At 69.8% G+C, this 25,814-nt stretch carries 20 protein-coding genes; 12 read left to right on the forward strand and 8 right to left on the reverse strand.

Annotated elements, in window-relative coordinates; genetic code table 11:
• Positions 1-254: 254 nt before the first annotated feature.
• From K0817_RS00960 to K0817_RS00980, 5 genes are all read left to right on the forward strand, one after another.
• Positions 255-1,925, forward strand: coding sequence for a metallophosphoesterase family protein (locus tag K0817_RS00960; protein WP_219979225.1), 1,671 nt, complete (start codon positions 255-257; stop codon positions 1,923-1,925).
• A gap of 2 nt (positions 1,926-1,927) precedes the next feature.
• On the forward strand, positions 1,928-6,106 hold the full coding sequence (locus K0817_RS00965) for a metallophosphoesterase (RefSeq protein ID WP_219979226.1): 4,179 nt from the start codon (positions 1,928-1,930) through the stop codon (positions 6,104-6,106).
• A 106-nt stretch (positions 6,107-6,212) separates the two neighbouring features.
• Positions 6,213-6,758, forward strand: coding sequence for a DUF3817 domain-containing protein (locus K0817_RS00970; protein ID WP_219979227.1), 546 nt, complete (start codon positions 6,213-6,215; stop codon positions 6,756-6,758).
• Positions 6,755-8,338: a glutamine-hydrolyzing GMP synthase gene (gene guaA, locus K0817_RS00975; protein WP_219979228.1), complete on the forward strand. Its 1,584-nt coding sequence runs from the start codon at positions 6,755-6,757 to the stop codon at positions 8,336-8,338. Before K0817_RS00970 ends, guaA begins: the two co-directional genes overlap by 4 nt.
• 83 nt (positions 8,339-8,421) lie before the next feature.
• On the forward strand, positions 8,422-9,816 hold the full coding sequence (locus tag K0817_RS00980; protein ID WP_219979229.1) for a glycosyltransferase: 1,395 nt from the start codon (positions 8,422-8,424) through the stop codon (positions 9,814-9,816).
• Here K0817_RS00980 and K0817_RS00985 read toward each other — a convergent pair.
• Both K0817_RS00985 and K0817_RS00990 read right to left on the reverse strand, forming a co-directional pair.
• Complete coding sequence (locus K0817_RS00985; RefSeq protein WP_219979230.1) at positions 9,813-11,489, reverse strand: MFS transporter; 1,677 nt, start codon at positions 11,487-11,489, stop codon at positions 9,813-9,815. The genes K0817_RS00980 and K0817_RS00985 overlap by 4 nt on opposite strands.
• Before the next feature lie 57 nt (positions 11,490-11,546).
• Positions 11,547-12,011: a DUF6790 family protein gene (locus K0817_RS00990; protein ID WP_253735097.1), complete on the reverse strand. Its 465-nt coding sequence runs from the start codon at positions 12,009-12,011 to the stop codon at positions 11,547-11,549.
• Positions 12,012-12,169: 158 nt separating this feature from the next.
• Between K0817_RS00990 and K0817_RS00995 the strand changes: the two genes are divergently transcribed.
• Together K0817_RS00995 and K0817_RS01000 are read left to right on the forward strand one after the other, a co-directional pair.
• Entirely contained in the window at positions 12,170-12,808 is a 639-nt protein-coding gene (locus tag K0817_RS00995) for a ClpP family protease (RefSeq protein WP_219979232.1), read from the forward strand.
• Positions 12,805-13,398 carry a ClpP family protease gene (locus K0817_RS01000; RefSeq protein ID WP_219979233.1) on the forward strand — a complete coding sequence of 198 codons (594 nt, stop codon included), beginning with the start codon at positions 12,805-12,807 and terminating at the stop codon, positions 13,396-13,398. Before K0817_RS00995 ends, K0817_RS01000 begins: the two co-directional genes overlap by 4 nt.
• Positions 13,399-13,643: 245 nt before the next feature.
• On the opposite strand, the gene K0817_RS01005 is transcribed toward K0817_RS01000, so the two are convergent.
• Positions 13,644-14,369, reverse strand: a complete 726-nt coding sequence (locus K0817_RS01005) for an MBL fold metallo-hydrolase (protein ID WP_219979234.1) — start codon at positions 14,367-14,369, stop codon at positions 13,644-13,646.
• 70 nt (positions 14,370-14,439) lie between these two features.
• Here K0817_RS01005 and K0817_RS01010 point away from each other — a divergent pair, with 70 nt between their 5' ends.
• Positions 14,440-14,964: a TetR/AcrR family transcriptional regulator gene (locus K0817_RS01010; RefSeq protein WP_219979235.1), complete on the forward strand. Its 525-nt coding sequence runs from the start codon at positions 14,440-14,442 to the stop codon at positions 14,962-14,964.
• Positions 14,965-14,981: 17 nt separating this feature from the next.
• Here K0817_RS01010 and ligD read toward each other — a convergent pair whose 3' ends face one another.
• The 4 genes from ligD to K0817_RS01030 all read right to left on the reverse strand — a co-directional run bounded on the left by ligD (position 14,982) and on the right by K0817_RS01030 (position 18,149).
• A complete protein-coding gene (gene ligD, locus K0817_RS01015) occupies positions 14,982-16,226 on the reverse strand; it encodes a non-homologous end-joining DNA ligase (RefSeq protein ID WP_219979236.1) in 1,245 nt (414 codons plus the stop codon).
• A 78-nt stretch (positions 16,227-16,304) separates the two neighbouring features.
• Positions 16,305-16,646 carry a helix-turn-helix domain-containing protein gene (locus K0817_RS01020; protein WP_219979237.1) on the reverse strand — a complete coding sequence of 114 codons (342 nt, stop codon included), beginning with the start codon at positions 16,644-16,646 and terminating at the stop codon, positions 16,305-16,307.
• Positions 16,647-16,717: 71 nt separating this feature from the next.
• A complete protein-coding gene (locus tag K0817_RS01025) occupies positions 16,718-17,116 on the reverse strand; it encodes a type II toxin-antitoxin system VapC family toxin (RefSeq protein WP_219979238.1) in 399 nt (132 codons plus the stop codon).
• A gap of 109 nt (positions 17,117-17,225) precedes the next feature.
• Positions 17,226-18,149 (reverse strand): Bax inhibitor-1/YccA family protein, encoded by a 924-nt coding sequence (locus tag K0817_RS01030; RefSeq protein WP_219979239.1) that lies wholly within the window; start codon positions 18,147-18,149, stop codon positions 17,226-17,228.
• A gap of 175 nt (positions 18,150-18,324) precedes the next feature.
• On the opposite strand from K0817_RS01030, the gene K0817_RS01035 reads away from it, so the two are divergent.
• From K0817_RS01035 to K0817_RS01045, 3 genes are all read left to right on the forward strand, one after another.
• Positions 18,325-19,350, forward strand: a complete 1,026-nt coding sequence (locus K0817_RS01035) for a glycerophosphodiester phosphodiesterase family protein (RefSeq protein WP_219979240.1) — start codon at positions 18,325-18,327, stop codon at positions 19,348-19,350.
• A 375-nt stretch (positions 19,351-19,725) separates the two neighbouring features.
• A complete protein-coding gene (locus K0817_RS01040) occupies positions 19,726-20,727 on the forward strand; it encodes an ABC transporter ATP-binding protein (RefSeq protein ID WP_219979241.1) in 1,002 nt (333 codons plus the stop codon).
• Positions 20,724-21,821, forward strand: coding sequence for an ABC transporter permease (locus K0817_RS01045; protein WP_219979242.1), 1,098 nt, complete (start codon positions 20,724-20,726; stop codon positions 21,819-21,821). The genes K0817_RS01040 and K0817_RS01045 overlap by 4 nt, the downstream gene beginning before the upstream one ends.
• A 24-nt stretch (positions 21,822-21,845) precedes the next feature.
• Here the strand turns inward: K0817_RS01045 and K0817_RS01050 are convergent, their stop codons facing one another.
• The gene (locus tag K0817_RS01050; protein ID WP_253735098.1) at positions 21,846-22,457 is read right to left on the reverse strand and encodes a TetR/AcrR family transcriptional regulator; all 612 of its coding nucleotides are present in this window, start codon (positions 22,455-22,457) and stop codon (positions 21,846-21,848) included.
• Positions 22,458-22,603: 146 nt separating this feature from the next.
• Between K0817_RS01050 and K0817_RS01055 the strand changes: the two genes are divergently transcribed.
• Entirely contained in the window at positions 22,604-25,588 is a 2,985-nt protein-coding gene (locus K0817_RS01055; RefSeq protein ID WP_219979244.1) for an Ig-like domain-containing protein, read from the forward strand.
• Positions 25,589-25,814 lie beyond the last annotated feature (226 nt).

The following is a 25,814-nucleotide window of genomic DNA, read 5'->3' on the forward strand; positions in this document are numbered from 1 at the left end:
TCGTGGGCTCAGATCGAGGTGAACGAGCGGTGGAGCGGCACCTAACGGCGGGCTTTGTAGCGGGGCCCGCCGGCGGTCGTGCCGGAGAACTTCGGCGCGGTTTCTGAACGGTCGGCAAAGTCTCGGAGAACCGGCCGATACGGGCACCGCGAGGTAGAGAGACTCTCTCTGGGCCGCCATGGGGAGTGGCCCGCGCCCTGTGCGCTCACCGAGCCGCCACCCGAACGGCGGCTCTGCTCGAGAGGTGTTTTCGCGTGCCGAGACTTGCCCGCTCCGCTTCGATCACGGCTGGTGCCATCGCCGTCATCGTCGGCCTGAGTTCGCTGAGCGGAGGTGTGGCAGTGGCTGCCGGAGGCGGTCTCGCGCCGCCTGCCGTGGATCCGGCGAGCGTCCACCGTCCGTCCGCCGCACCTGACCGGGTGATCCTGACACCGACCGAGACGCCGGCGGTCAGCCAGGCCGTCACGTGGCGCACCGCGACGACGGTGACCTCGCCCCGCGTCGAATGGGCGCTCAGCGGACCGAGCGTGGTCGAGGGCGCACAGTCTGCGGCGGCGGAGTCGACGACGAGCTTCGACACGACCCTCGGGTATGACGTCGCCTTCCATTCGGCCACCATCGAGGGCCTCGAACCCGAGACCACCTACGTCTATCGCGTCGGCGACGGCGAGACCTGGACCGAGTGGTTCGAGTTCCGCACCGCCACCACGGCGACCGGCGACTTCAGCTTCGTGATGCTCGGCGACGCGCAGAACGACAACAAGGCGTACACCTCCCGCGCGTTCCGTGCCGCCTTCGAGGCGCGACCGTACGCGAAGCTGGCCGTCCACGCCGGCGACCTCGTCGACACCGAGACCAGTGACGCCGAGTGGGGCGAGTGGAACAGTGCGGGTGCGCTGATGAACCAGTATGCGAACCTCATCGCGACGCCGGGAAACCACGAGTACTACCCCGGCCCCGACCTCACGGAGTACTGGCCCGCACAATTCGCGTTCCCGTACAACGGCCCCGGCATCGCGGAGCTGGAGGAGACGGTCTATTTCGTGGACTACCAGGGCGTCCGGTTCATCTCGCTGAACACGAACCGCCAGAACGGTGAGCCGTTCTCGGCGCAGACCGAGTGGCTCGAGGGTGTGCTCGACGAAAACCCGAACGCGTGGACGGTCGTCACTTTCCACCACCCGGTCTTCTCGACGAGCGGTGACCGCGACAACGCTGTCGTGCGGGACGCATGGCTGCCGATCCTGGAGAAGCACGATGTCGACCTCGTGCTTCAGGGGCATGACCACACGTACGGACGCGGCAACCTGTTCGCCAACGAGCAGAATCTGCCCGAGGGTGCCGACCCGGCCAAGAGCCACACCGGACCGGTCTACATGGTGACCGTCGCCGGCCCGAAGGACTACGGGCTGTCGCCGGACGGTCAGGACAACTGGACGCTCAACGACGCGCATCTGCGCGTGAAGGGCGCGAACCTCCAGCTGTTCCAGACGGTCGATGTGACCGATGACGGGCGCATGCACGTCGAGGCGCGAACCGTGGACGGGGCGCTCTTCGACGCGTTTACGATCACGAAGGATGCCGCCGGCGGCAAGCTCGTGACGGATGACGTGGCCTGGACGGGCGGTCCCGGATCGACACGCGACGGCGTCGACGCTCCCGCCCTGCCCGGCGACCCCGGCACCGACCCGGGCACCGACCCAGGAACCGACCCTGGGACGGACCCCGGGACGGGTCCGGGGACGGATCCGGGCACCGACCCCGCCGTCGACCCGGACAGCGCTGAGGCCGGTGCGCGGCCGGCGCAGCTGCCGGCCACCGGTGGCGCGCTTCCCCTCACCCTGATGATCCTCGGCGGCGTGCTCGTCGCCGGCGGCGGCGCCGTCGTCGCCCGCTCCGTTCTGCGCAACCGAAAGGCCTCCTGATCATGGCTCGACTTCGTCCAGCCGGCCGCATCCTGGCCGCCGGCCTCGTGTGCGGTGTCGCGCTCACGAGTGGGATGCTCGCGACGGCATCGCCCGCGACCGCGGCATCCGTCCCCGCCGCCGAGCGGTACGCGCCCTCGCAGGTACCGGACCGGATCACGCTCATGCCGGGCGCGGACGCGAAGACCCAGCAGGTCGTTTCGTGGCGGTCGTCGACAGCCGTATCGGAGGGCATCGTCGAATATCGCTCCATGAGCTCGTCGGGGTACCCGACCGGCGTCGCGCGCATCGTGGCGCAGCAGCGAACCGAACAGGTGACCGACCTCGGCTACACCAATGTGGTGCACACCGCGACGCTCTCCGAGCTCCAGCCCGGCGTCTCGTACATGTATCGCGTAGGCGACGGCACGAACTTCAGCGAGTGGCAGGACTTCGAGACGGCTACGGCCGAGGACGAGCGGTTCTCGTTCGTCTATCTCGGTGACGTGCAGAACGGCATCCGGAGTGATGCGTCTCGCGTCGTGCGCAACGCGTTCCGCGACCGCCCGAACGCCGACCTCGTGCTGCAGATCGGCGACCTGGTCAACGACGCGGAGTCGGACGAGCAGTGGGGTGAGGTGTACGAGGCGTTCTCGTACACGCTCGGCACGCAGAATCTGCTGACCACCCCCGGCAATCACGAGTACGACGGCGGGCTGTCGCAGCAGTGGCAAGACATGTACGCCTTCCCCGACAACGGACCCGAGGGCGAAGGCGAGGTCTATGACGCCCTCGAGGGGAGCGTGTACTACACCGACCACCAGGGCGTGCGCTTCGTCTCGCTCAACAGCAACATCGTCGACACGGACGGTCTGCGCGTGCAGGCCGAGTGGCTCGACCAGGTGCTGACCGACAATGACCAGGCATGGACGGTGGTGTACTTCCATCACCCGGTCTATTCGCTCGACGAGGGGCGCAACAACCTCGGGATCCGACAGCAATGGGGGCCGATCCTCGAGGAGCACAACGTCGATCTGGTGCTCACGGGACACGATCACGCGTACGGCCGCGGCAACCTGCTCGCCAACGAGCAGAACCTGCCCGCCGGTGCCGATCCCGAGCTCAGCTCGACCGGTCCGGTCTACGTCTCGTCCAGCGTCGGGTCGAAGTTCTACGACGCCGGTCCGCGCCATTGGAACGAGAACGGGGGGCACCTGCGCCGGCTCGCCACGGGCCTGCAGACGTACCAGGTGGTCGACATCAACGGAGGCACCCTGCGCTTCGAGTCGCGGACGGCCGACGGAGAGTTCTTCGACGGCTTCACCATCACGAAGACCGGAGACACCAAGCTCGTGGTCGACGGCGTCGAGCCGCAGGTGATCGACCCGGGCACGCCCGCGCCGTGCCTCGGCTGCGATCCGGATGGACCCGACCCGACAGACCCGACCGACCCCGAGGAGCCCACGGGCGAGTTCGACTACGAGCAGACCGCTCAGCTGGACGCCGTGATGCCCGACAGCATCGGCGGCGAGCACACCGCGGCACTGCCGGCGGGCGTCGCGTACCACCAGACGCGCGACGTGCTCTATCTCGGCGACCAGAACGGCCGGAAGGTCTTCGAGCTCGACCCCGACACCGACGAGGTGCTGCGCACGATCACACTGCCGGAGAACATCCGCGACCTCGGCATCGACGAGGAGAACGAGCTGCTCTACGTGGGTCAGCAGAATCGCAACTGGCTGGTCGTCTCGATCGCCGACGAGGACTTCGGCGCGATCAAGCGGGGGCCGTACGCGATCATCGAGTCGCAGCGGTCGATGGATGTCGACCCCGTGAACGACTTCGTGTACGTCGCCGTCCCGGCCCGTGGTGTGGAGGTGTTCCGCGCCTCGACGGGTGAGTCGCTCGGTGTGATCAACGGCACCGCCGACGCCTACTACGTGGCCGCCGACCCGGCCACCGGATGGGTCGTCACCACGAAGTTCCAGGGCGTGGCGGGAGTCCCCGATGTGCAGGCCTTCGACGCCGTCAACGGCTTCGCGCTGAAGTGGGAGAAGGAGGTGCGCGCCGGTGCTCGTCAGGTCGACATCGACTCCGAGAACGGCCTGCTCTACGTCGGGTACACCGGCACGTCGGCTGACCGCGGCGGCTTCTCGGTGCACAGCCTCGCCAGTGGCGAGCTGCTGGTCGACAAGGTCGGTCCGCAGTTCGGCAAAGACGGCTACGGCATCACGGTGGACGAGGAGCGCCAGCGAGTCTTCGTGGCGAACCGCGACTTCCGGCTCAACCCTCCGGGAGAAGAGCTCGAGCCTTTCGCGGTGACCGAGAGCACCCGCATCGAGTCGGAGGAGCCGACGGATCCGAGCGAGACGTTCGCCTACGAACAGCTGGGACACCTCGATTCGGTGATGCCCAACAGCGTCGGTGGCGACCATACTGCCGCCCTGCCCGCCGGCGTCGCCTACGACCAGGCTCGCGACGTGCTGTACCTGGGTGACCAGAACAGCAGGAAGATCTTCGAGATCGACCCCGACACGGATGAGGTGCTGCGTGAGATGACGTTGCCCGAGAACATCCGCGATCTCGGCATCGACGAAGAGCAGCAGCTGCTGTATGTGGGTCAGCAGAACCGCAACTGGGTGGTGGTCTCGATCGCCGACGCGGACTTCGGCCAGGTGGTTCGCGGGTCGTACCCGATCATCGAGTCCAACCGATCGATCGACGTCGACCCGGTGAACGACTTCGTCTACGTCGCGGTGCCGGCCCGGGGTGTCGAGGTGTTCCGCGCCTCGACGGGCGAGTCGCTCGGCGTGATCAACGGGACCGCGGATGCGTACTACGTCGCCGCCGACCCGGCGTCCGGCTGGATCGTGACCACGTCGTTCACCGATGTCGAGGGCAACCCCGGCATCCAGGCGTTCGACGCCGCGAACGGGTTCTCCAAGAAGTGGGAGGCGGCGGTGCGTCCGGACGCGCGTCAGCTCGACATCGACTCCGAGCGCGGGCTCCTCTACATCGGGTACACCGGCAGCGGCGAGGCCGGCGGCGGCTTCTCCGTGCACGACCTGGAGACGGGCGCGATGCACGTCGACAACGTGGGTCCCGAGTTCGGTCGCGACGGGTACGGCATCGCCGTCGACGAGGAGCGGCAGCGCGTCTTCGTCGCCAACCGCGACTTCCGTCTCAACCCTCCGGGCGAAGAGCTCGAGCCGAAGGCCGTCACGGTCAGCATCCGCACCGCCACGGAGGATCCGACGGACCCGACCGATCCGACGGATCCCACGGACCCGACCGATCCCACGGATCCGACCGATCCGACGGATCCGGGGTCGGAGCCGTACACGGCCACCGCTCTCACCGCGATCGTGACCGAGACGGCCGAAGGTGCCGACGAGATCCGCCCTGTCGGCTCCGCGGTCGACCCGGCCACCGGTCTGGTGTACCTCGCGGACGAGATGCGTCCGGCGCGCGTGCACGTGATCGATCCCGAGACCGACACGATCGTGCGCACGCTCAGCGCTCCGACTCTCGATCCGGTCGAGGACGGCCTGCGCGACATCGCCTTCGACGCGCAGACGGGCAACCTCACCGTCGCGTTCGGCGGCAACTGGGTGGTCATGGATGCCGAGACCGGCGCGAAGGTCGCGGGACCCTTCGCCTTCTCGGGCGGCGTGCGCGGCATGGACGTCGACTTCGCGGGCGGGCGTGTGTTCGGCGGCCTCCGCGGCACCGGCTTCGACGTCCGCGATGCCGAGACGGGCGCCCTCATCCGTGTCGTCGAAGGACCGGCGGACGGCGGCGCCTGGCGCACGCACGGTGTCGCGTACGACGAGGTGAACGACCTCATCTACGTGAGCAACAGCGACACGGACGGGTCGACGCAGGGCATCCGCGTCTACAGCGGCACCGACTATGCGCTGGTCGACGTGCTCGAGGTCGCCGGATCGGACTTCCGGTCGATCGACGTCGACGGCGAGGCCGGACTGGTCATCGTCGGCAATCAGAGCACGCTGTTCGAACAGTCCGGCGTGACGATCTACCAGGCCTCGGATCTGTCGCTGGTGCAGCGACTGAGCGCGCACGAATACGGCAACAAGGTCTACGGCGTCTCGATCGACTCCGAGCGCGACCTGCTGTTCGTCTCGGCACGCGACCGGTACCCGGCCGGGCTGATCGCGGTGACGTTGCCGACCGCGGACTGACCCGCCCTTCACACGTCGCCCCCGTCGGCCAGGACGGGGGCGACGTGCGTGGCTGCGGCATCCGTCGTCGCACAGTGCCGCGGAATCTCGCGGGTAGACTGGCAGCATGCCCCGGCCCCCCAAGCTCGCTTCTTTTCCGGCGATCCGCGGAGCCCTGAAGTTCTACCAGATCTGCTCGATCATCACCGGCACGATGCTGCTTCTGCTGCTCGCCGAGATGATCCTCAAGTACACGCCGATCCACGTCGAGCTCTTCGCGGGCGGATCGGGCGGGCTGCTGTGGTTCGCACCTGTCATCGCGGGGCCGGACTGCCAGTGGTGGTCGCTGTTCGCGCCGATGACGAACGACTGCGAGATGACGTCGGTCGGCGACGGCTTCAACATCTCGCTGTTCATCCTGGTGGCCCACGGCTGGTTCTACGTCGTGTACCTCTTCTCGTGCTTCCGCGTGTGGAGCCTCATGCGGTGGCCGTTCGGGCGCTTCATCATGCTCGCCCTCGGCGGCATCGTGCCGTTCCTGTCGTTCTTCATGGAGGCCCGCGTCGCCCGCGAGGTGAAGACGTACCTCCAGCGCCGCGAAGACGAAGAACTGCACACGCGAGCCGAACACTCTTCCCTGACCCACGCCATCCCGACGGAGAACAAGCGTTGACAGAACAGACAGAGACCTCGCAGCGCCCCGTCCTCGTCGTCGACTTCGGTGCGCAGTACGCGCAGCTGATCGCCCGGCGCGTGCGCGAGGCGGGTGTCTACAGCGAGATCGTGCCGCACACCGCGACCGCGGCCGAGATCGCAGCGAAGAGCCCCGTAGGGATCATCCTCTCGGGCGGACCGTCGTCGGTCTACGAAGAGGGCGCACCGCAGCTCGACACCGGCGTGCTCGAGCTGGGCGTTCCGACCCTCGGCATCTGCTACGGCTTCCAGGTGATGGCGCAGCAGCTGGGTGGCGAGGTCGCGCACACCGGACTGCGCGAGTACGGAGCGACGGATGCCGCGGTCACGGGTGACGGCGGCGTGCTGCTGGGCGGCCAGCCGGCCGAGCAGAACGTGTGGATGAGCCACGGCGACCAGGTTTCGCGGGCACCCGATGGCTTCGACGTTCTCGCCTCGACGTCGGTGACGCCCGTCGCCGCGTTCGGCAGCGATGAGCGTCGCCTGTACGGCGTGCAGTGGCATCCGGAGGTCAAGCACACCGACCACGGCCAGCGAGTGATCGAGAACTTCCTGCACAAGGCGGCCGGGCTCGCCGCCGACTGGAACAGCGGCAACGTCATCGCCGAGCAGGTCGAACGCATCCGGGCACAGGTCGGCTCGGGCCGTGTGATCTCGGCGCTTTCGGGCGGCGTCGACTCCGCCGTCTCGACGGCACTCGTGCACGAGGCCGTCGGCGACCAGCTGACCGCGATCTTCGTCGACCACGGACTGTTGCGAAAGGGCGAGCGCGAGCAGGTCGAGCAGGACTACGTCGCCTCGACCGGCGTGCGGCTCATCACGATCGACGCGCGCGAGCGGTTCCTCATGGCGCTGGCCGGCGTGAGCGATCCGGAGCAGAAGCGCAAGATCATCGGACGCGAGTTCATCCGCACGTTCGAAGAGGCAGAGAAGGCTCTCATCGCCGAGGCGGCGGCCGACGGCGAGCCCATCCGCTTCCTCGTGCAGGGCACGCTCTACCCCGATGTCGTGGAGTCGGGCGGCGGCTCGGGCACCGCCAACATCAAGTCGCACCATAACGTCGGCGGGCTTCCCGAAGACCTGCAGTTCGAGCTCGTGGAGCCGCTGCGCACCCTGTTCAAGGACGAAGTGCGCGCGATCGGACGCGAGCTCGGCCTTCCGGAGGGGATCGTCGGCCGACAGCCCTTTCCGGGCCCCGGCCTCGGCATCCGGATCGTGGGTGAGGTCACCGCTGACCGCCTCGAGATTCTGCGCGATGCCGACGCGATCGCACGGGAAGAGCTGACCCGCGCGGGGCTGGACAACGAGATCTGGCAGTGCCCGGTCGTGCTGCTCGCCGACGTCCGCTCGGTGGGCGTGCAGGGCGACGGCCGCACCTACGGCCACCCCATCGTGCTGCGCCCGGTCTCGTCCGAAGATGCGATGACCGCCGACTGGACGCGCCTGCCCTACGACGTGCTGTCGAAGATCTCGAACCGCATCACCAACGAGGTGCGCGAGGTCAACCGCGTCGTGCTCGACGTCACCTCCAAGCCCCCGGGCACCATCGAGTGGGAATGACCCTGACGGATGCCGCGGACCCAGGTCCGCGGCATCCGTCGTTCATCTCGTGGGATGCGAAGCCGGTGGGGGAGGATAGGACCGTGACGCAGTTTCCGGATGCCGAGTACCTGATCCTCTCGAGCAGGCTCATTCCCGATCACGACGGCGGGTACGGGCTCGCGGTCCTCGCACGCGCGCGGCAGATGGCCGCCGCGGGCGTGCACGAGGGACGCGGCCCGCTCATCCTGACGTTCGACCCCGGCACCGCCGTCGACCACGCGCAGCACCGGCGGGCCTTCGACGAGCGTGCTCTGATCGTCGACCCGGAGCGCATGCGCAATCTGTTCGACGAGGCATCCGATCCCCGCGGCGGAGCCGCTGACTGGCTGCGCGCGGCCGCACGGCCGGGTGAGCCCGACCCCGCCCTCGAGTACCGCCGCGTCGATGATGCCGAGGGCCGCGGGATCGTCGGCATCCCGGTGATCCACGGCGATCCCGACTGGCACATCACCACGGCGCCGGTCGCCGTGTACGGTGCCGACGGTACGGTGATCGGCGTGCTGGCCGGGTTCGGCGAGTTGTACCGCGCGTGGCTCGAGCACGTCGTCGCGCAGCTGCGCCGCGAGAACGGCGAGAAGCCCGTCGTCGTGATCTGCGAGTCGCGGCAGCTCGGCGAGCTCATCGCCGGGTGGAGCGACCCGGGAGTGCGGCTGATCCACTCGATCCACACCATCCACCTCGAGCCGCCGTACACGCCCGACGCCCCGGTCAACGCCCTGTGGGACCGGTGGTTCAGCATGGCCGAGCGCTTCGACGCGGTGCTGTGGCTGAGCGAGTCGCAGCGTTCCGACGTGGTCGAGCGGTTCGGCGAAGAGGGCGTGCACCTCGTGATCCCCGCCGGCGTGCCCGCGGCATCGTCGGTGGTTCCCGGCGCCGAGCGGGACCGGGGTCGCGTCGTCATGCTCAACCGGCTCGCCCCGGGCAAGCGCGTCGACCACGCGATCCGCGCGTTCCGCTCCGTGCTGACCGCGGTGCCGCACGCGACCCTCGACATCTACGGCGGCGGCGCCGAGCACGAACGCCTGCAGCACCTGATCGACGAACTGGGCCTCGGCGCGCACGTGGTGCTGCGCGGCATCACCGACGATCCGGGTCGCGTGCTGGACGCGGCATCCGCCTTCCTCACCACATCGGCATTCGAAGGCCAGGCGCTCGCGATCGTCGAGGCGATGGTGCACGGATGCCCCGTGGTGGCGTACGACGTGCGCTACGGGCCGCGCGACCACCTCGCGAACGGCGGCGGGGTGCTCGTGCCCGACGGTGACGTCGACGCGCTCACCGCGGCGATCGTGCGCGTGATCGATGACCCCGAGGAGCACGCGCGCCTCGCCCGCGAGGCCGCGCAGATGGCGCGCCGCGTCGATCCCGACCGCGTGACCGAGGCCCTCGCACAGGCCGTGGGCGACGTGCTCGCCGCCCCGTCCCGCCGGGCCTAGCCCCTGGTCCGCGGCGGGCGGAGACGCCGCGCCTGGCCGCTGCCGACCGTCACGCTCGCGGCGAAGACCGACTCGGGTGTGGACATGTCGGTCGGAGCCTCGGCGCGCGTCCGGCGAACGAGCAGCAGCGACGAGACAACGCCGAGCACGGCGATGAGTGCGGTCGCCGCGAACGTGATGATGTAGCCGAAGGTGCCGGCGTCGTAGGCGATCTGAAGGTAGGGCTGGAAGCTCGGATCGAAATTCTGGAAGTTCAGCCCGGTCTGCTCGGCCTGATCCATCGCCTTGTGGAACTGCGCGTACTGCTCGCTGCTGAGGTCCGACAGGGACGATTGATCGACCAGCGCATGCAGGCGGGCGACGTACGAGGTCTGCAGTATGACGAAGAGCAGCGAGATCCCGAGCGCTCCGCCGAACTGCTCGGCCGTCGCCGAGACCCCTGACACCTCGCCGTGGTTGATCTTCGGCACCGAATCCAGCGACACCGGGTCGTTCACGGTCAGGACGATCGCGAGCCCCACCCCGTAGAGGAACAGCCCAGGAATGAGCGGCCCGAGACCGCCGGCCCACACGCCGACCATCAGTGCGATCGCGGAGAGGGCGAGAAGAGCGAACCCGACGGCGAGCGGAGTCCGGCCCCCCGACCTGTCGTACCACCGGCCGGCGAGCGGGGCGACGATGACCATCGGCAGCGTCGTCGGAAGGAGGGCGAGACCTGCCATGACCGGGTCGAGACCGATGCTGAGGATGAGCACCAGGGGAAAGACGATTCCGAGACCCATCTCGAGCATGCCGCCCAGGCCCTGGCTGATGGTGGCTCCGGCATAGTCCTTGTGTCTGCGCAGCAGTGCGAAATTCATCAACGGATCGCGGATGCGACGCTCCACCACGAAGAACGCAACCCCTGCCGCGACCGCCGCCGCGATCGGCAGGTACACCCCGGGCGAGGCCCAGCCCCACACCTGGGACTGCGTCAGGCCGAACACCACGCCGACCAGGGCGATGCACAGCAGCGCCGCACCGAGGAGGTCCACGCGGGGCCGTTCGGCAGGCCTGCAGTCCCTCGGCACGACGAGAAGCGACATGACCAGCGCGATGAGGGCAAGCGGGACGTTGACGAGCATGACGGCCCGCCAACCGAACGCGCTGGTGAGCGCGCCGCCGATGATCGGCCCGCATGCCCCGGCGACAGCCGCCGCACCGCCGACGGTTCCCAGCGCTCGTCCGGCCTGCTTCGCGCCCGCCACCGACGAGACGATCGCCACCGACGTCGGCAGCAGGAGGGCGCCGCCGACCCCCTGCACCGCTCGCGCCACCACCAGCAGCTCGAAGGTCGGCGCGAGACCGGCTCCGAGCGACGCGAGCGTGAAGATGGTGGTCCCGAGGACGAAGATGCGTCGCAGACCGAACAGGTCGGCCAGCCGGCCACCGAGAACGAGGAAGCCGGCCAGCGGGAGAAGGCCCGCCGTCAGCACCCATTGCGACGTGGACGACCCCACCTGCAGCTCTTCCATCACCGAGGGCAGCGCCAGCGGAATCGCTGTCTGGCTCACCAGGATGATCGCGTTGCCGATCGTCATGGCGACGATCACCGGCGCAAGGTTGGGCGTACGCGTCGAGCGGCGACCACCCGGACGGGGCGCGGGCGAGCGGCGGGCGCGCGAGGCGCTCACGATCGCGTCGTCCCAGCCGGCGCGGCGGTGAAGGTCACAACGGCACTCCGGGGCGCGTCACGCCAGAAGCGAGACGACCACGAACGCGAGAAGGATGACGGCGAGGATCAGATCGGTGACCGTCGGGATCCATTCCGTGGCGCTCTTGCCCTTCTTCACGAGGTGCCGGAGGCCCGCGAGCAGTAGGAAGATCCCAGCGATGGCGGCCACCGCGGGGAGCCACGAAGCGGCGAAGAAGTAGGCCACGAGGCCGGCGATGCCCATTGCGGTGTTGGCGAATCCCAGTTCCTGCACGACCTGGTTCGCATCATCCGTTTCGATGCCCAGCAGGTTCTTCGCGGTGAACCCGGGACGGAAGATCTGGCTCAGGCCCGCGAGCAGCAGCCGGATGCCCACGCCGAAGAAGACGAACCACTTGCCCGCGACCAGCAGCGGGTCCGCGCCGGGTGATGCAGTCAGTTCGATGATGGTTGCCAGGAGTGGCAGGACAACGGTCGTGGCGATCACGGAGACGAGGTACATGCTCGTCATGCTGGCGGACTTCTGCGGGGCGGGTCAACCGCCCGGCGTTGTCGCGGTGGGTCGTCCCGGGTCACGATGCCGCTCCGGGTCTGCTGTGGGCGGAGCCGCCGGGAGCGGATCCGGATGCCACGGCCCGCGCCGCGACGCAGGCTGGAGGCATGGCAGAAGAAGGCAAGATCCCGCAGTTCGGGGCCGAAGCGCGACGCGAGCTGTTTCACCAGCGCGTGCTCGTGCTCGACGGTCCCCTCGACGATGACAACGGCACCCTCCTCGCGACCCAGCTGCTGGCGCTCGCGGCCGAGGACGAGGCATCCGATATCGCGCTCTGGATCCATTCGCCCGGCGGTTCGGTCCCCTCGATGCTCGCGATCCGCGACGTCATGCGGCTCATTCCCAACGACGTGGCGACGCTCGCGCTGGGCCTGGCGTGCAGCGCGGGGCAGTTCCTGCTGTCGGCGGGCACGAAGGGCAAGCGGCGGGCGCTGCCCCACGCGCGCATCCTGATGCACCAGGGCTCGGCCGGTATCGGCGGCTCGACGGTCGAGGTCGAGGTGCAGGCCGACGACCTCCGGTACGTCCGCGACACAGTGCTCGGGCTCACCGCGGAAGACACCGGGCAGAGCGTCGACCGCATCTTCGAGGACTCGCTCCACGACCGCTGGTACACGGCGACTCAGGCGCTCGAGTACGGCTTCATCGACGGCATCGTGGACGACTTCGCGCAGGTCGTGCCGCGGCGGCGCAGGCCGGCAGGACTCGGAGTTCCGGCAGAGCAGACGAATGAGGTGGCGGCATGAGTTCGTACACGATCCCGAACGTCGTGGCGCAGCATCCGCGCGGCGATCGCGTCATGGACGTCTACTCGCACCTGCTCGCCGAGCGCGTCGTCTACCTCGGCACGGGAATCGACGCCGGCGTCGCGAACGCGCTCATCGCGCAGCTGCTGCACCTGGATGCCGACAGCCAGGAACGCGACATCCAGCTCTACATCAATTGCGAGGGCGGAGACCCGGCGGCGATGCTCGCCGTCTACGACACGATGCAGCACGTGCGGCCGGATGTCGCGACCACGGTCGTCGGGCAGGCGATCGGTGTCGGCGCCGTGATGCTCGCGGCCGGCGCCGCCGGCAAGCGCTCGGTGCTGCCGCACGCGCGCGTCGTGCTGCACCAGCCGGCGGGGCAAGGGCGCGGCACGATCCCGGATCTGATCCTGCAGGCCGACGAGCTCGTGCGCGTGCGCGGTGACGTCGAGGCGGTCCTGTCGCGGCATACGGGGCAGGATGCCGCGAAGCTGCGCGCCGACACCGACCGCGACCGGGTCTTCACCGCCGCCGACGCGGTGGCCTACGGCCTGGCCGACCACGTGCTGGAGCGCGGCATTCGCTGAGTGAGGGGCATCGGCCCGAGGCAGGTCCGGCCCGCGGCACCCGCCGCCCGCTCTGCGCGCCAGCGCCGGGTCGGCGCTCGGACGCGCGCAACTCCGGAAGAACCGGCATGAAGGTGCCCCTCACGGGATCCCAGCCGCCGATTCTTCCGGAGTTACGCGCATGGGCGGCGGGCTTCGGGGTCAGTTGGCGCGGCAGGCCTGCGGAGGTCGCCGCGCAACTGCTCGGTGACCCGAAAACCCGGTGCTCAGCGAGCGGCCGACGAGGCGGCGGCGCGGACGGATGCCGCAGCTTCGGCGGGCGACCCACGCCAGGGTGCGCCGTGGCCGGGCAGCACCCAGTCCGCGTCGACGCTTTCGAGCACGTCGAGCGAGGCGAGGGCCGCGGAGCGGTCGTCGGTGAACGGTGCCGGCTGCGGTCCCGTGCGCCCGGTGAGCACATGCCGGGTGGTGAGGCCGTCGCCGACGAAGACCGCGCGGGCGACCGGAACGTGCACGGCGATGCTGCCGGGGGAGTGCCCGGGCAGCCCGATCACCCGCGGCGCGCCGGGCAGATCCAGCACATGGCCGTCGGCGACCTCGGTCACTTCGGTGAGGTAGGTGGTGCGCGCGCCGCCCTTGCGCAGGGCGTAGGTGGCGAACCCGAGCGTCGGCGCCACGCGCATGCGGCCCATCGCGGTCTTCGGCTTGTCGCCGCCACGGGCACGGTCGGCATCCGCCTCGTGGACGTACACCGGCACGCCCTGCTCGCGGCGCAGCCGCTCGGCGAAGCCGACGTGGTCGCTGTCGCCATGGGTCAGCACGACGCCGCGCACGTCAGAGAGCGGGCGTCCGATCGCCGCGAGTTCCTCCTGCAGATCGCGCCAATGGCCGGGGAGCCCGGCGTCGATGACGGTGATGCCCTCGGGCACGACGATCAGGTACGCCGCGACGATGTCGTTGCCGATGCGGTGAAGATGGGGAGCGAGCTTCATGATGCCTCCTAAGCATAGCTATGCTAGATAGCTATGATAGCTTACGTCAATAGCCTTCGAGGAGGAACGGATGCCGACACCCGAGCGCACGACACTGCCCGACATCGTCGCGGCCGGCCGAGAGCTGCTGGAGAAGGGAGGCCCGGCCGGGCTCACGATGCAGGCCGTGGCCGAACGCGTCGGAGTGCGGGCACCGTCGCTGTACAAGCGCGTGCGCGACCGTGACGCTCTGGTCTTGCTGGTGGCAGAAGCGACCGCGGATGAGCTGACCGGCCGGCTCGCGGCATCCAGTCTCGACATCGCCGACCTCGCCCGCGTGTACCGGGCGTTCGCGCACGAGTACCCGGAAGGATTCCGGCTGCTGTATGCCGTCGACGGCGCATCCGAGGCGCTGGGCCGCGCGGCTGATCCGATCCTCGCCGCGACGCGGGCGCTCGTCGGCGACGCGCATGCCCTCGAGGCGGCGCGGCTCGTCGTGGCGTGGGCGACCGGGTTCATCAGCATGGAGCTGGCGGGCGCGTTCCGCCTCGGCGGCGATGTCGACGAAGCGTTCGAGTACGGGCTTGAGCGCCTCGAGGCCGGGCTGCGGGCCTGACCCGCCGGCGTCTCGGGTCAGGACTCCGGGCGGCCGGGCCAGGTCTTGCCGGCCCACGGATCGTAGTCCGCGACGAGCTCCTCCTGCGGCGGGCGCTCGGCCTCGGGCACGTGCTGCAGGTTCACGCGCACGCGGTACCAGAGCGACGACGACCCACGCATGCCGTCGACGAGCACGTCGGCGGGATGCAGCTGCTCCGTGACCGACGGATATCGCGCTTTCCACTCTTCGAGGGCGTCGAGCGCTTCGGGCTTGGTCTTCGTGCGTGCCACCTCGATGAGCGGCATCGTGGACTGCCGCCGCCCGTCCGCACCGCCCGCGCGCGGGGGCTTCTCGGCAGGTCCGAGCTCCTCGGCCAGACGCAGCAGCCCGTCGAGCGTGCCGCCCGCGTCGTCAATGCCGGCGTGAGGGTCACCCACCTCTGCGAACCGCTCGGGCACGGTCAGCACTGTGAACTCCTCGGGCCGGCGGCCCCGCACCTCGTCCCAGTCCAGCGGCGTCGAGACTCGCGCGTCGGGCAGCGGACGGATCGAATACGCGGATGCCACGGTGCGGTCCTTGGCGTTCTGGTTGAAGTCGACGAACACGCTCTCGCCCCGCTCTTCCTTCCACCACCGTGCTGTGGCGAGTCCGGGCGCGCGGTTCTCGACCTCGCGGGCGAGGGTCTCGGCGGCGAGCCGCACCTGCTTGTAGTCCCACTGCGGAGCGATGCGCACCAGGATGTGCATGCCGCGCGAGCCGCTCGTTTTCGGCCAGCCGACGAGGCCGACGTCGTCGAGCACCTCACGCGCGACGAAGGCGACATCCACGATCTGCGACCAGTCGACGCCCGGCATCGGGTCGAGGTCGATGCGCAGCTCGTCGGGCCGATCGAGGTCTTCGGCGCGGACGGGGTGCGGGTTCAGGTCGAGGCACCCGAGGTTGACGATCCACGCCAGGCCTGCGGCATCCCGGATCACCGCCTCTTCGGCCGAGGTGCCCGAGGCGTACTGCAGCGTCGCGGTGTCGATGAAGTCGGGGTGGTTCTCGGGCACGCGCTTCTGGAAGAACGGCTCGGCGTCGATGCCCTTGGGGAATCGTTTGAGCACCATGGGGCGGCCGCCCGCGCCGCGAAGGGCACCGTCGGCGACGGCGAGGTAGTACCGCACGACGTCGAGCTTGGTCAGGCCCGGCTCGGGGAACACCACCTTGTCGGGGCTCGAGATGCGCACCTCGTGGCCGCTGACCTGGAGGGTCTCGGCGGGGGTCTTCGACGGGCTCATGCCTCCGAGGCTATCCAGCCGACGGATGCCCGGGCCAGGGGTTTGCGCCGCGTTGCTCGTGCCTCGCGCCGCCGGGCGTCAGGCGGCGAGGGTGAAGGTCGCGCGGACCCCCACGGCGGAGCGCTCGGCCGCGTGCGAACGGAGGTCGTCGACGACGCCGGCGGTGAGCTCGATGAGGGTCACCTCGAGGGCTCCGGCCACCGCGGCGATCATCTCGCTCGAGGGCTCTTTGAGACCCCGTTCCATCTCGGAGAGATACTGCGGCGACACGCCCGCCCGTTCGGCGGTATCGGCGAGGCGCTCGCCGCGCTCATGGCGCAGACGGCGCAGGCGATCGCCGAGGGCATCGCGCCACAGCGGCTCGGGGTCGCGCGCGGATCGGCGCTCGGACGGGGTCGGCAGCGGAATGATCTCGGCCATGCCGTCACGATAGAACGCGGATGCCGCGGCCGCCCAGGCGTTCCGCCCACAGCAGAACGGCGGGCGACGGCTCAGCGGCTGAGGTCGTCGAAGTCGGCGAGCGGCACGATTCCGCCCGCGGCGATGCGGAGCGCCGGATCCAGTGCCACGAGTGCATCGGACTGGAGCTTCGCGACGGCGAGGTACTCGGCATCCGTCGTGTCCTCCCAGCCGAGCTGGTCGGCGATCTGCCAGGCCACGGCTCGTGAGACGCGATCACCCAGCAACCGGATCTTGAGGGCGGCGAGCCGCTCGAGCAGCTCACGACCCTCGTCGGGGGAGCGCTCGCCAGAGCGCACGCTGCGATACAGCGCGGACAGGGCCTGGGATCGCAGCAGGCTCGGCGCTACCAGGCTGTGCTGCGCCGGGATCGCGACGTCGTCCTGCAGAAGCCGCATCGCGGCCGGCAGGTCGATCGCGAACCGGGTCACGCTCCGATGCTGGCACGGCCCCCGGACATCGGGCCGGACCCAACCGGTGCCCATGCAAAGCGAAAGGCCGCCCGGCGAACCGGACGGCCTTTCGAGAATGTGATGCGGGTCAGTTGCTGCCGCGGATGATCGCGATCATGCGCAGGATCTCGACGTACAGCCAGACGACGGTCACCATGATGCCGAAGCCGCCGAGCCAGCCGTACTGACGAGGAGCGCCGTTGCGCACGCCCTGCTGGATCTGGTCGAAGTCGAGCACCAGCGAGTACGCCGCCATGATGACGACGAGCACGCCGATGATCACGCCGAGCGGGATGCCCATGAACTCCTGGCTGAGCATGCCGAACGCTCCACCGGCGATCGGCACGTTGAACAGCATCAGCCCGACGTTGACCAGCGAGAAGACGAGGTAGCCGACCATCGCGATCAAGAAGATCTTCGTCGCCCGCTTCGAGGCGCGGATCTTGCCGCTGGCGAAGAGGGCCAGCGTGACACCGACGACCGAAAGGGTCGCGAGGGTCGCCTGGAGGACGATCCCGGCGAACATCATCTCGAAGAACGCCGAAATGCCACCGACGAAAAGACCCTCGAATGCCGCGTAGGCGAAGATGAGCGGCGGACGGACCTTCTTGCGCGACGTGAAGATGACGACCATCGCCAGCACGAAACCGCCGAGGGCGCCGATGATCCACGGGAGGATCGACGGTCCCTGGGTCGGCGTGACACCGGCCATCGTCCACACCCAGCCGACGACGGCGGTGACGAGGAGGATGGCGAAGAGACCGACGGTCTTCCATACGGTGTCTTCGTAGCTCATCCGGTCGGTCTCGACCGCGCCGGCCGAGGGAGCGGCGTACATGCCCTCGAGGCGGGCCTGGGCCGCGGCATCCGTTCCGGCGTGCTGCGCCGTGGAGAACTGCGTCTGCGCAGCAGGCGGGGTCAGACCGGCTGCCTGGCGGCCGCCTGGGTAGGTCTGCACGGCCTTCGGATCCTGGAAGGCCGGGTTGCTGAACGCGGGGTTGTTGAGGGCCACTTGCTCTCACACTCCAATGTCAAGGAAGTCCCAGCAGGGTGCTGTGAATCCACAGTAACGGAAGGCACCCGCCGGGGGGCAGTCCGGCGCTGTGAGGAGGCTATGAACGCCGCTTTCAACTCCGCCCTCGCGCGGCCCGGGTCTCCCTGTTTTCCCGGGTGGTTACGCTGGGACGGTGCCGCGCCCGACCCCGCTCGTCATCGGACACCGCGGCGCGCCCGGCTATCGCCCGGAGCACTCGCGCTCGTCCTACGACCTCGCGTTCGCGATGGGGGTGGATGCGGTCGAGCCCGACGTCGTCGTCTCGCGCGACGGCGTCCTGGTCGTGCGGCACGAGAACGAGATCTCGGGAACGACCGACGTCGCCGACCACCCCGAGTTCGCCGACCGTCGCACCACCAAGACCGTCGACGGCGCCGAGCTGACCGGGTGGTTCACCGAGGACTTCACGTGGGACGAGCTCGCCACACTCCGCTGCCGCGAACGGCTGCCGCTGCTGCGGCCAGCCAGTGCCAGCTTCGACGATCAGCAACCGGTGCTGCGCCTGCGCGACGTGCTCGATGCGGTGCGGGCCGCGTCGCTCGAGCACGGCCGCGAGATCGGGGTCGTGCTCGAGATCAAGCACGCGACCTACTTCCGCACGTGTTTCGGCGGCACGGGTGGCTGGGACATCGCCGCCCTGATCGACGCGGAACTTCGTGAGGCCGGTTGGGCGGCGGGAGAGTTGCCGCTGGTCATCGAGTCGTTCGAGTCGACCGTTCTGTACGGGCTGCAGGAACGCGGCATCCCGGCCGCGTACGTGTATCTGCTCGAAGCCGCAGGCCGCCCGTTCGACCTGTTCGCGGCCCACGGCAAAGCCGCGCTGACGTACCGGCAGACGGCGGCGCCCGCGGGCCTCGACACGCTGGCCGGCAGGGTGGACGGGATCAGCGTCGACAAGCGCATGATCCTCGCTCCCGACAAGCTCGGACGGCTCACAGGACCGTCGCCCATCGTGGCCGACGCGCACGGGCGCGGGCTTCAGGTCTTCACCTGGACGGTGCGACCTGAGAACAACTTCCTCATCGGTCAGTTCCGTGGTCGCGGCGGCCCGTCGGCGTTCGGCGACTGGGAGGCCGAGTGGGCGGTGATCCGGGATGCCGGAGTCGACGGCGTCTTCGTCGACCACCCCGACCTCGGTGTCGAGTTCTTCCGCCCCTGACCCCCGCCGGCACGCCCGCCCGCGCGCCGGTGTGTTCTGCGCCGAGCATGTGGGTTCTGCGCCGAGCATGTCGGTTCTGCGCCGAGCATGTCGACAAGGTCGGTGCGAAACCCACATGGTCGGCGAGAAAGGGACATGGTCGGCGGGAAGGGGCAAGGGGCGAGACGGGCCGGAACGGGGCGAGACGGGCCGGCGCCGAGGCGGCGCAAACGGCCGCCCACGCGCGGTTGACGCGGCCACTTGCGCCGGTTCGGCGAGTTCGGCGGGAAGGCGCGGGGGTGGGAGCGGGGCAGGGGCGGCGGCGGGGAGGGGGGAAGGCGGGGGGAGCAGCGCGGCGCGGCGGCGACTCGCGCGAGGGGCCCCTAGGGTGGGACGGTGACTTCCCAGGGCATCGTGGTCGAGGGCGTGCGCCGAGCGTTCGGCGAGGTACAGGCGGTGCGCAACGTGACGCTGCAGGCGCACGCGGGCCGTGTCACCGGGCTCGTCGGGCCGAACGGCTCGGGCAAGACGACGCTGCTCCTCATGCTCGCGTCGCTGCTCGCTCCCGACGCCGGGATCATCCGCATCGACGGCGTCGATCCGGTCGCCGAGCCGCAGGACGCCCGTGCCCGGCTCGGCTGGATGCCCGACGCGCTCGGCGCGTGGGGCACGCTGACCTCGCGCGAGACGCTCGCCGTCACGGCGCGGCTGTACGGGATGCCGAAACCCGAGGCATCCGCGCGCGCCGACGTCCTGCTCGCCGAAGTCGGGCTCGTCGAGCTGGCCCACGCACCGGCGCGCGTGCTGTCGCGCGGCCAGAAGCAGCGGCTCGGACTCGCGCGTGCGCTCGTGCACGACCCCCGCGTGCTGCTGCTGGACGAACCCGCGTCGGGGCTGGACCCGCAGGCCCGGATCGATCTGCGCATCCTGCTGCGCCGCCTCGCCGCCGAGGGTCGCACGGTCCTGGTGTCGAGCCACATCCTGTCCGAGCTCGAAGAGGTCGTCGACGACGCGGTCTTCCTCGTCGCCGGAGCGACGGTCGACCCCGGCCGGGTCGAGGCGGCCTCGCGCCGCGCCCGCCCGTGGCGGGTGCGGATCGCGGGAGCCGAGGCATCCGTCGCCGCAGAACACATTGCGACAGCCCTGAAAATCCCGGTCGAGGCTGTGCGCGTCGACCGGCGCGACGCCGTCGTCGCCTTCGAGACGGAGGATGCCGCAGCCGCAGCATTGCGCGAACTCGTCGCTGCGGGACTCGGCGTGGTGGAGTTCGCGGCGGCGCAGGGCACGCTTGAGCGCACCTTCCTCGACCTCGGTGAGGGCGTGCCGCCGCAGGTCTCGGCGGCCGAACCGCCCCCCGAACCCGGCGCCGCAGCGGACGAGAGCGAGGCGACATCGTGAACGGTCAGCGCCTGGGCACCATCGTCGGCCTCGAGCTGACGCAACGCACCCGCAGTGTCGCCTGGTACGTGCTGCTCGGCGTCTTCGCCCTGCTGCTCGTGATCGTGACGGCGCTGTCGTTCCTCGCGTGGGGGTACACGAACGAACCCGGCGCGGCGATCTACTCGACGATCGTCTACATCACGCTATTGCTCGTCGTGCTCGTCTCGCCGACGCTCAGCGGCAACGCGATCAACGGGGATCGGGATGCCGCGACCCTCGCCCCCGTGCAGGTCACGCTCGCCACGACGTTCGAGATCCTCGTGGGCAAGTTCCTCGCGGCGTGGATCACGGGGCTTGCCTTCGTCGTGGTGTCCGTGCCGTTCCTGCTGATCGCGACACTCGCCGGAGGGGCAGACCCCGCCACCATCTCGGTGTCGCTGCTCGTGCTCGTGTTCGAGGTGGGCGTGATCGCGGCGATCGGCGTCGCGCTGAGCGGCATCCTGTCTCGTCCGCTGTTCTCCGTCGCGACCACGTATCTCGTGGTGGCGGCGCTCGTGATCGGCACGCTCATCGCTTTCGCGCTGGTCGGCTACACGGTGCGATCGGAGGCGACGAGCCACCACCGCGGATACGACTACGAGAACTACGAGGGCGAGACGTTCCCCTGCATGCCGGGGGAGGAGTCGAGCCGGGACTACCCCTGCGACGAGGACGTCGAGATCACGTGTGGCCAATGGCAGGTCACGACGTACGAGGTGCCGCGCTTCGACCGGGTGTGGTGGATGCTGGCCGCCAATCCGTTCGTGATCCTCGCGGACGCGACACCGACGCAGTTCGACGCGAACGGATACCCCGTCGACCTCTTCGGCCAGATCAAGACCGGGGTGAGGTACGTACAGCAGCCGCCCGAGCTCGAGCAGCGCTGGGACAACTGCTCCGGCACGCCGCTTCAAGACAACGAGACGCCGGAAGAGGTCATCGCGCGCACAACACCGAGCTGGTTCGTGGGCGTGGCGCTGCAGGCGCTTCTGGCCGCGGGTCTGATGTGGTGGGCCTGGGCGCGGACGCGCACGCCCGCCGGTCGCCTGCCGACGGGGACTCGCATCGCCTGACACCCGGGGTGGAAGGCTTGCGCGTCAGCTCGAAGCCAGCCCCGCGGCGATCAGTCCGGGGAGGAGGATGCCGAACGTCCTGCTGAACTGGCAGGGAGGCGGCCCCTCGCTCGGGTCGAGCACATCGATCACCTGCACGTAGTGCGGGTGATCCTCGGGATCCATGTCGCGCAGGGCGTGCTCGCGCTGGGTGCGGCCGTCGAGCTTCCTCGTGGGGCCGGGATGCCGGTCCAGCAGCTCTCCGAGCACCAGGTGCCAGCACGCGCCGTAACTGTAGATCGCGTCGGCGGGAGTCAGCCCCAGCTCGATGAACTCGCCGATGCACGCATTGGCGAAGGGGAACGAATTGGTGGGGACGAGATCCCCCGACGTGACCAGCTGCAGGGCCCACCGATAGTCCGCCATGTGGTCGTGCAGGCCGTGCATTCGGGTCGTCAGGCGCGTCAGCGCGTCCGTCCCCTCGACCTCGACGGGCAGCCCGGCGGTGACCGCCTCGAGCATCGCGAGCTCGAGGGCCTGGCGATTCTCGACGTAGTTGTACACCGCCATCGGCGACGCGCCCAGCCGGTTCGCGACCGATCGGATCGTCAGGGCTTGCAAGCCATGCTCGGTCACGATCTCGATCGCCGCACCCACGATCTCACCGAGACTGAGGCTGTTGCGTGCGCGTCGGCTCCGCGAAGCCGGGGGCCCGCTCTTCGAAAAAGGCTGTTGACCGGCGGCTTGCATAATGTACATTGTACGTGTCCGGCTACGGGGGCGGCACACTGGGGAGGATCATCGTGGGCGCACGGCGGATGAGTCGCGGCTGGGGACGGTATGCGGGCGTGCTGGGGGCGATGATTCTCACGCTGGGGCTGGTCGGCCAACCGGCCGCGGCGTCGGCGGCACCGCTGCCGGATGATCCGCTGCCGGGTGACCAGATCACGATCACGCCGTTCTACTGCGATCCGAGCAAGCCGACGCAGCTCTACACGGTCCCGACGGGCGTGACCAGCGTGTACATCGAGGTCGTGGGCGGCCAGGGCCAGACCCCCAACCCGGCCCACACCGGTCTCGGCGGACTCGGCGGCCAGGTCACCGGGGGACTGAACGTCACCCACGGCCAGCAACTGCAGGTGCAGGTGGGATGTGCCGGCACGTCCGAGGGGGGTGCCTCGGCCTACGCGCCCGGTGGCGCACGCGGGACCGGTTGGTCGAACCTCAATGACTTCTTCACGATCTACTCCTTCGGATACGACGGCGGCGGGGGTGGGGGAGCGTCGGCGATCCTGGACGCCGCCGGCAACCCGCTGGCGGTCGCCGGCGGCGGAGGCGGTGCCGCAGGCGATGCCCCCAACTGCCTCGAGAGCAGCACCCTGAAGAACGGCGGTGGTGGATTCTTCTACTACTGCGGCCCCGGATTGGCGCTCAAGTCCGGCGGTGACGGCGGCGACGGCGGAGGTGACGACACGGAGGGGGGCGCCGGCGAGAACAACACCGCCGGAACCACCGCGGACGGCACGGAGTGCGGGGGACCGAATGCCGGCGGCAAGGGTGCGGACTTCCACACCACGGGGGGTGGCGGAGCGGGCGGTGGTGGCGGTGGGGGCCACGGCGGCGGATGCGGCGGTGCCGCCGGGCAAGAGGCGCAGATCGATCCGGGTCACGAGGAGATCGCTCCGGGGTCGGCGGGAGCGGGAGGCGGGGGCGGGGCCTCCTATGCGTCCTCCGCGGTGAACAATCCGCAGATCTCCGTCGCGGATGACTCCGGCGACGGCTACGTCCTCATCCTGACGTCGGCTGACGGCGTGCGGACGTCGCACTTCGACCACACGGGGCACCCTCAGACCTTCTGCGTGCCGGATGGCGTGGACGAGATCTTCGTCGACGCGCTCGGTGGCGGGGGCGGTGGCGGCGGATCCGACTTCCCGGACCGCACCGGGATCGGCGGCGCCGGCGGAGGAGTGCAGGCCGTGGTGCCGGTCGTCGAGCGGACGCAGCTCGAGATCCGTGTGGGGCAGTACGGTCATGCCAGCGGCGGCTGGGGCGACGGTCACGGCGGCCACCGCGGCACGAGCGGCAGCGAAGGCGACGGCGCCGGAGGAGGGGGCTCCACCGCCGTCAAGCAGTCGAGCACCCCCTGTGGCGTCACGACGGGTCTGGAGAACCTGCAGTACCTCGTGGTCGGCGGTGGCGGTGGTGGTGGCGGCGGCTACGCGGTCAGCGCCGACGGAGGCGACGGCGGCAACGCCGGTTCGCCCGGCGCAGACGGCTCGGTGGGCGGCGATCCCGACGGCGGTGCGAGCGGATGCGGCGGCCAGCACCCGGGCAACGGGTGCGAGAACAGCGTCAACGGCGGCCACGCCACCAGCGCCACCGACGGCGGTGGCGGCGGCGGGGGCGGTGGCGGCTACCACGGCGGTGGAAAGGGCCACGGCGCGCAGGACGGCCGGCTCGGCGGTGGTGGTGGCGGGGGCGGTGGCGCCTCGTACGTGACGCCTCACTCGCCCGACCCGGTGCACTATTACTCCGGACCCCGCGGTGACCACAGCAACAGGGATGGACTCAACGAAGGCAAGGTCGACCTCATCGTGCCCGTGCCGACGTCCCGCAGTGCCGTGAACATCGTCAGCGGCAATAATCAGAGCGCGACGACCGGCAGCGCGTTCGCGGAGCCGCTCGTGGTCGAGTACGTCGATGCGATACACGGACCGACGAGCATGACCGCCGTCGAGCTGACGATCGCGCAGGTCGACGGTCGCCTTCCCGCGACCTTCGTCGGTGCCCCCGGCGACGGCTCCACGTTCCGTGGGAACACCGGCGCCGACGGACGGATGCAGGCCCAGCTCACTGCCGCACTGGGCGCGCCCCTGGGCAAGTTCACCGTCGAGGCACGGGTGGTGGCCGACCCCGCTCACCTGATCAAGACTGCGGAGTTCAGCCTGTTCTCCGTGCCGTGGCCCACCACCCTGGCCCTGACCTCCGACGCCGTCGCCGTCGACGGCAGCGGTGTCGCCGCAGTCGGCGAATCGATCACCTACACGGCCACCGTCACGTCCACCGCGGTGGACCAGCCGGTGAACAGCGGCGCGATCCAGTTCAGCGTGGACGGGACGAATCTCGGCGATCCGGTGCCGCTCGCCGGCGACGGAGTCGCCACCAGCCCGCCCAGCCCCGCGGGCGCCGAAGGGCAGCACCACGTGCTCGCCACCTATACCGACACCGCGACGGGCCACCAGGCCAGCACGTTCACCAACTACGCGCTCACCGTTCTGCCGCCGTCGACGAGCCAGACCTCGCTCACCTCGAGCGCGCCGGACGGGCTGTACGGAGACGAATCGGTCACCTTCCCGGTGTCGGTGACCGTGATCGGTGACGCTCCGTTCGAGCCCACGGGCACGGTGCAGCTCTTCCGGGGCACCGCCCCGCTCGGCGATCCGATCCCGCTGTCGGCGGGCGCGGGCACGTCGCAGAGCTTCCCTGCTTCGGCGTTCGGCCTCGGCGACAACGAGATCACCGCCGTGTACTCGGGCAATGATCGGGTGGACGGTTCGACCAGCGGCGTCTACACGCTGTTCGTGGTCGATCTCGACGACCGGCCTCCGTCCACCGATCCGCCCGGCGGCGGCGACCCCCGCCCGGGGGCCTCGGGTGGCTCCGGCCAGGGCGCGCTCCCGGCGACGGGAGTGGCATCCGTCCCGTTCCTCCTCGCGATCGGGTTGATCGTCCTCGGCGTGGTCCTCACGCGCACGCGTCGTCCGTACCTGCACCGCCCGGAAGACTGAGCGGCGCGGACTGAGCACACGTCACCGGTGATCGTCTTCGGACGGCCACCGGTGACGTGTGCTCAGATGAATTCTCTTGACACGTTAAGTGATCGTTCACTAATCTGAGGCCGCCGGACAGTGAACGATCACTGTTCGCGATCGCAGCGGTGCGATCGCGCCTGTCTGGTGCTGGACGACCGCGCCGCTCCTGAGCCGCGCGGCCCTGCCGAACGAAAGGAACGAC

Source organism: Microbacterium sp. HD4P20 (assembly GCF_019449275.2).
In the GTDB taxonomy this organism is placed as follows: domain Bacteria; phylum Actinomycetota; class Actinomycetes; order Actinomycetales; family Microbacteriaceae; genus Microbacterium.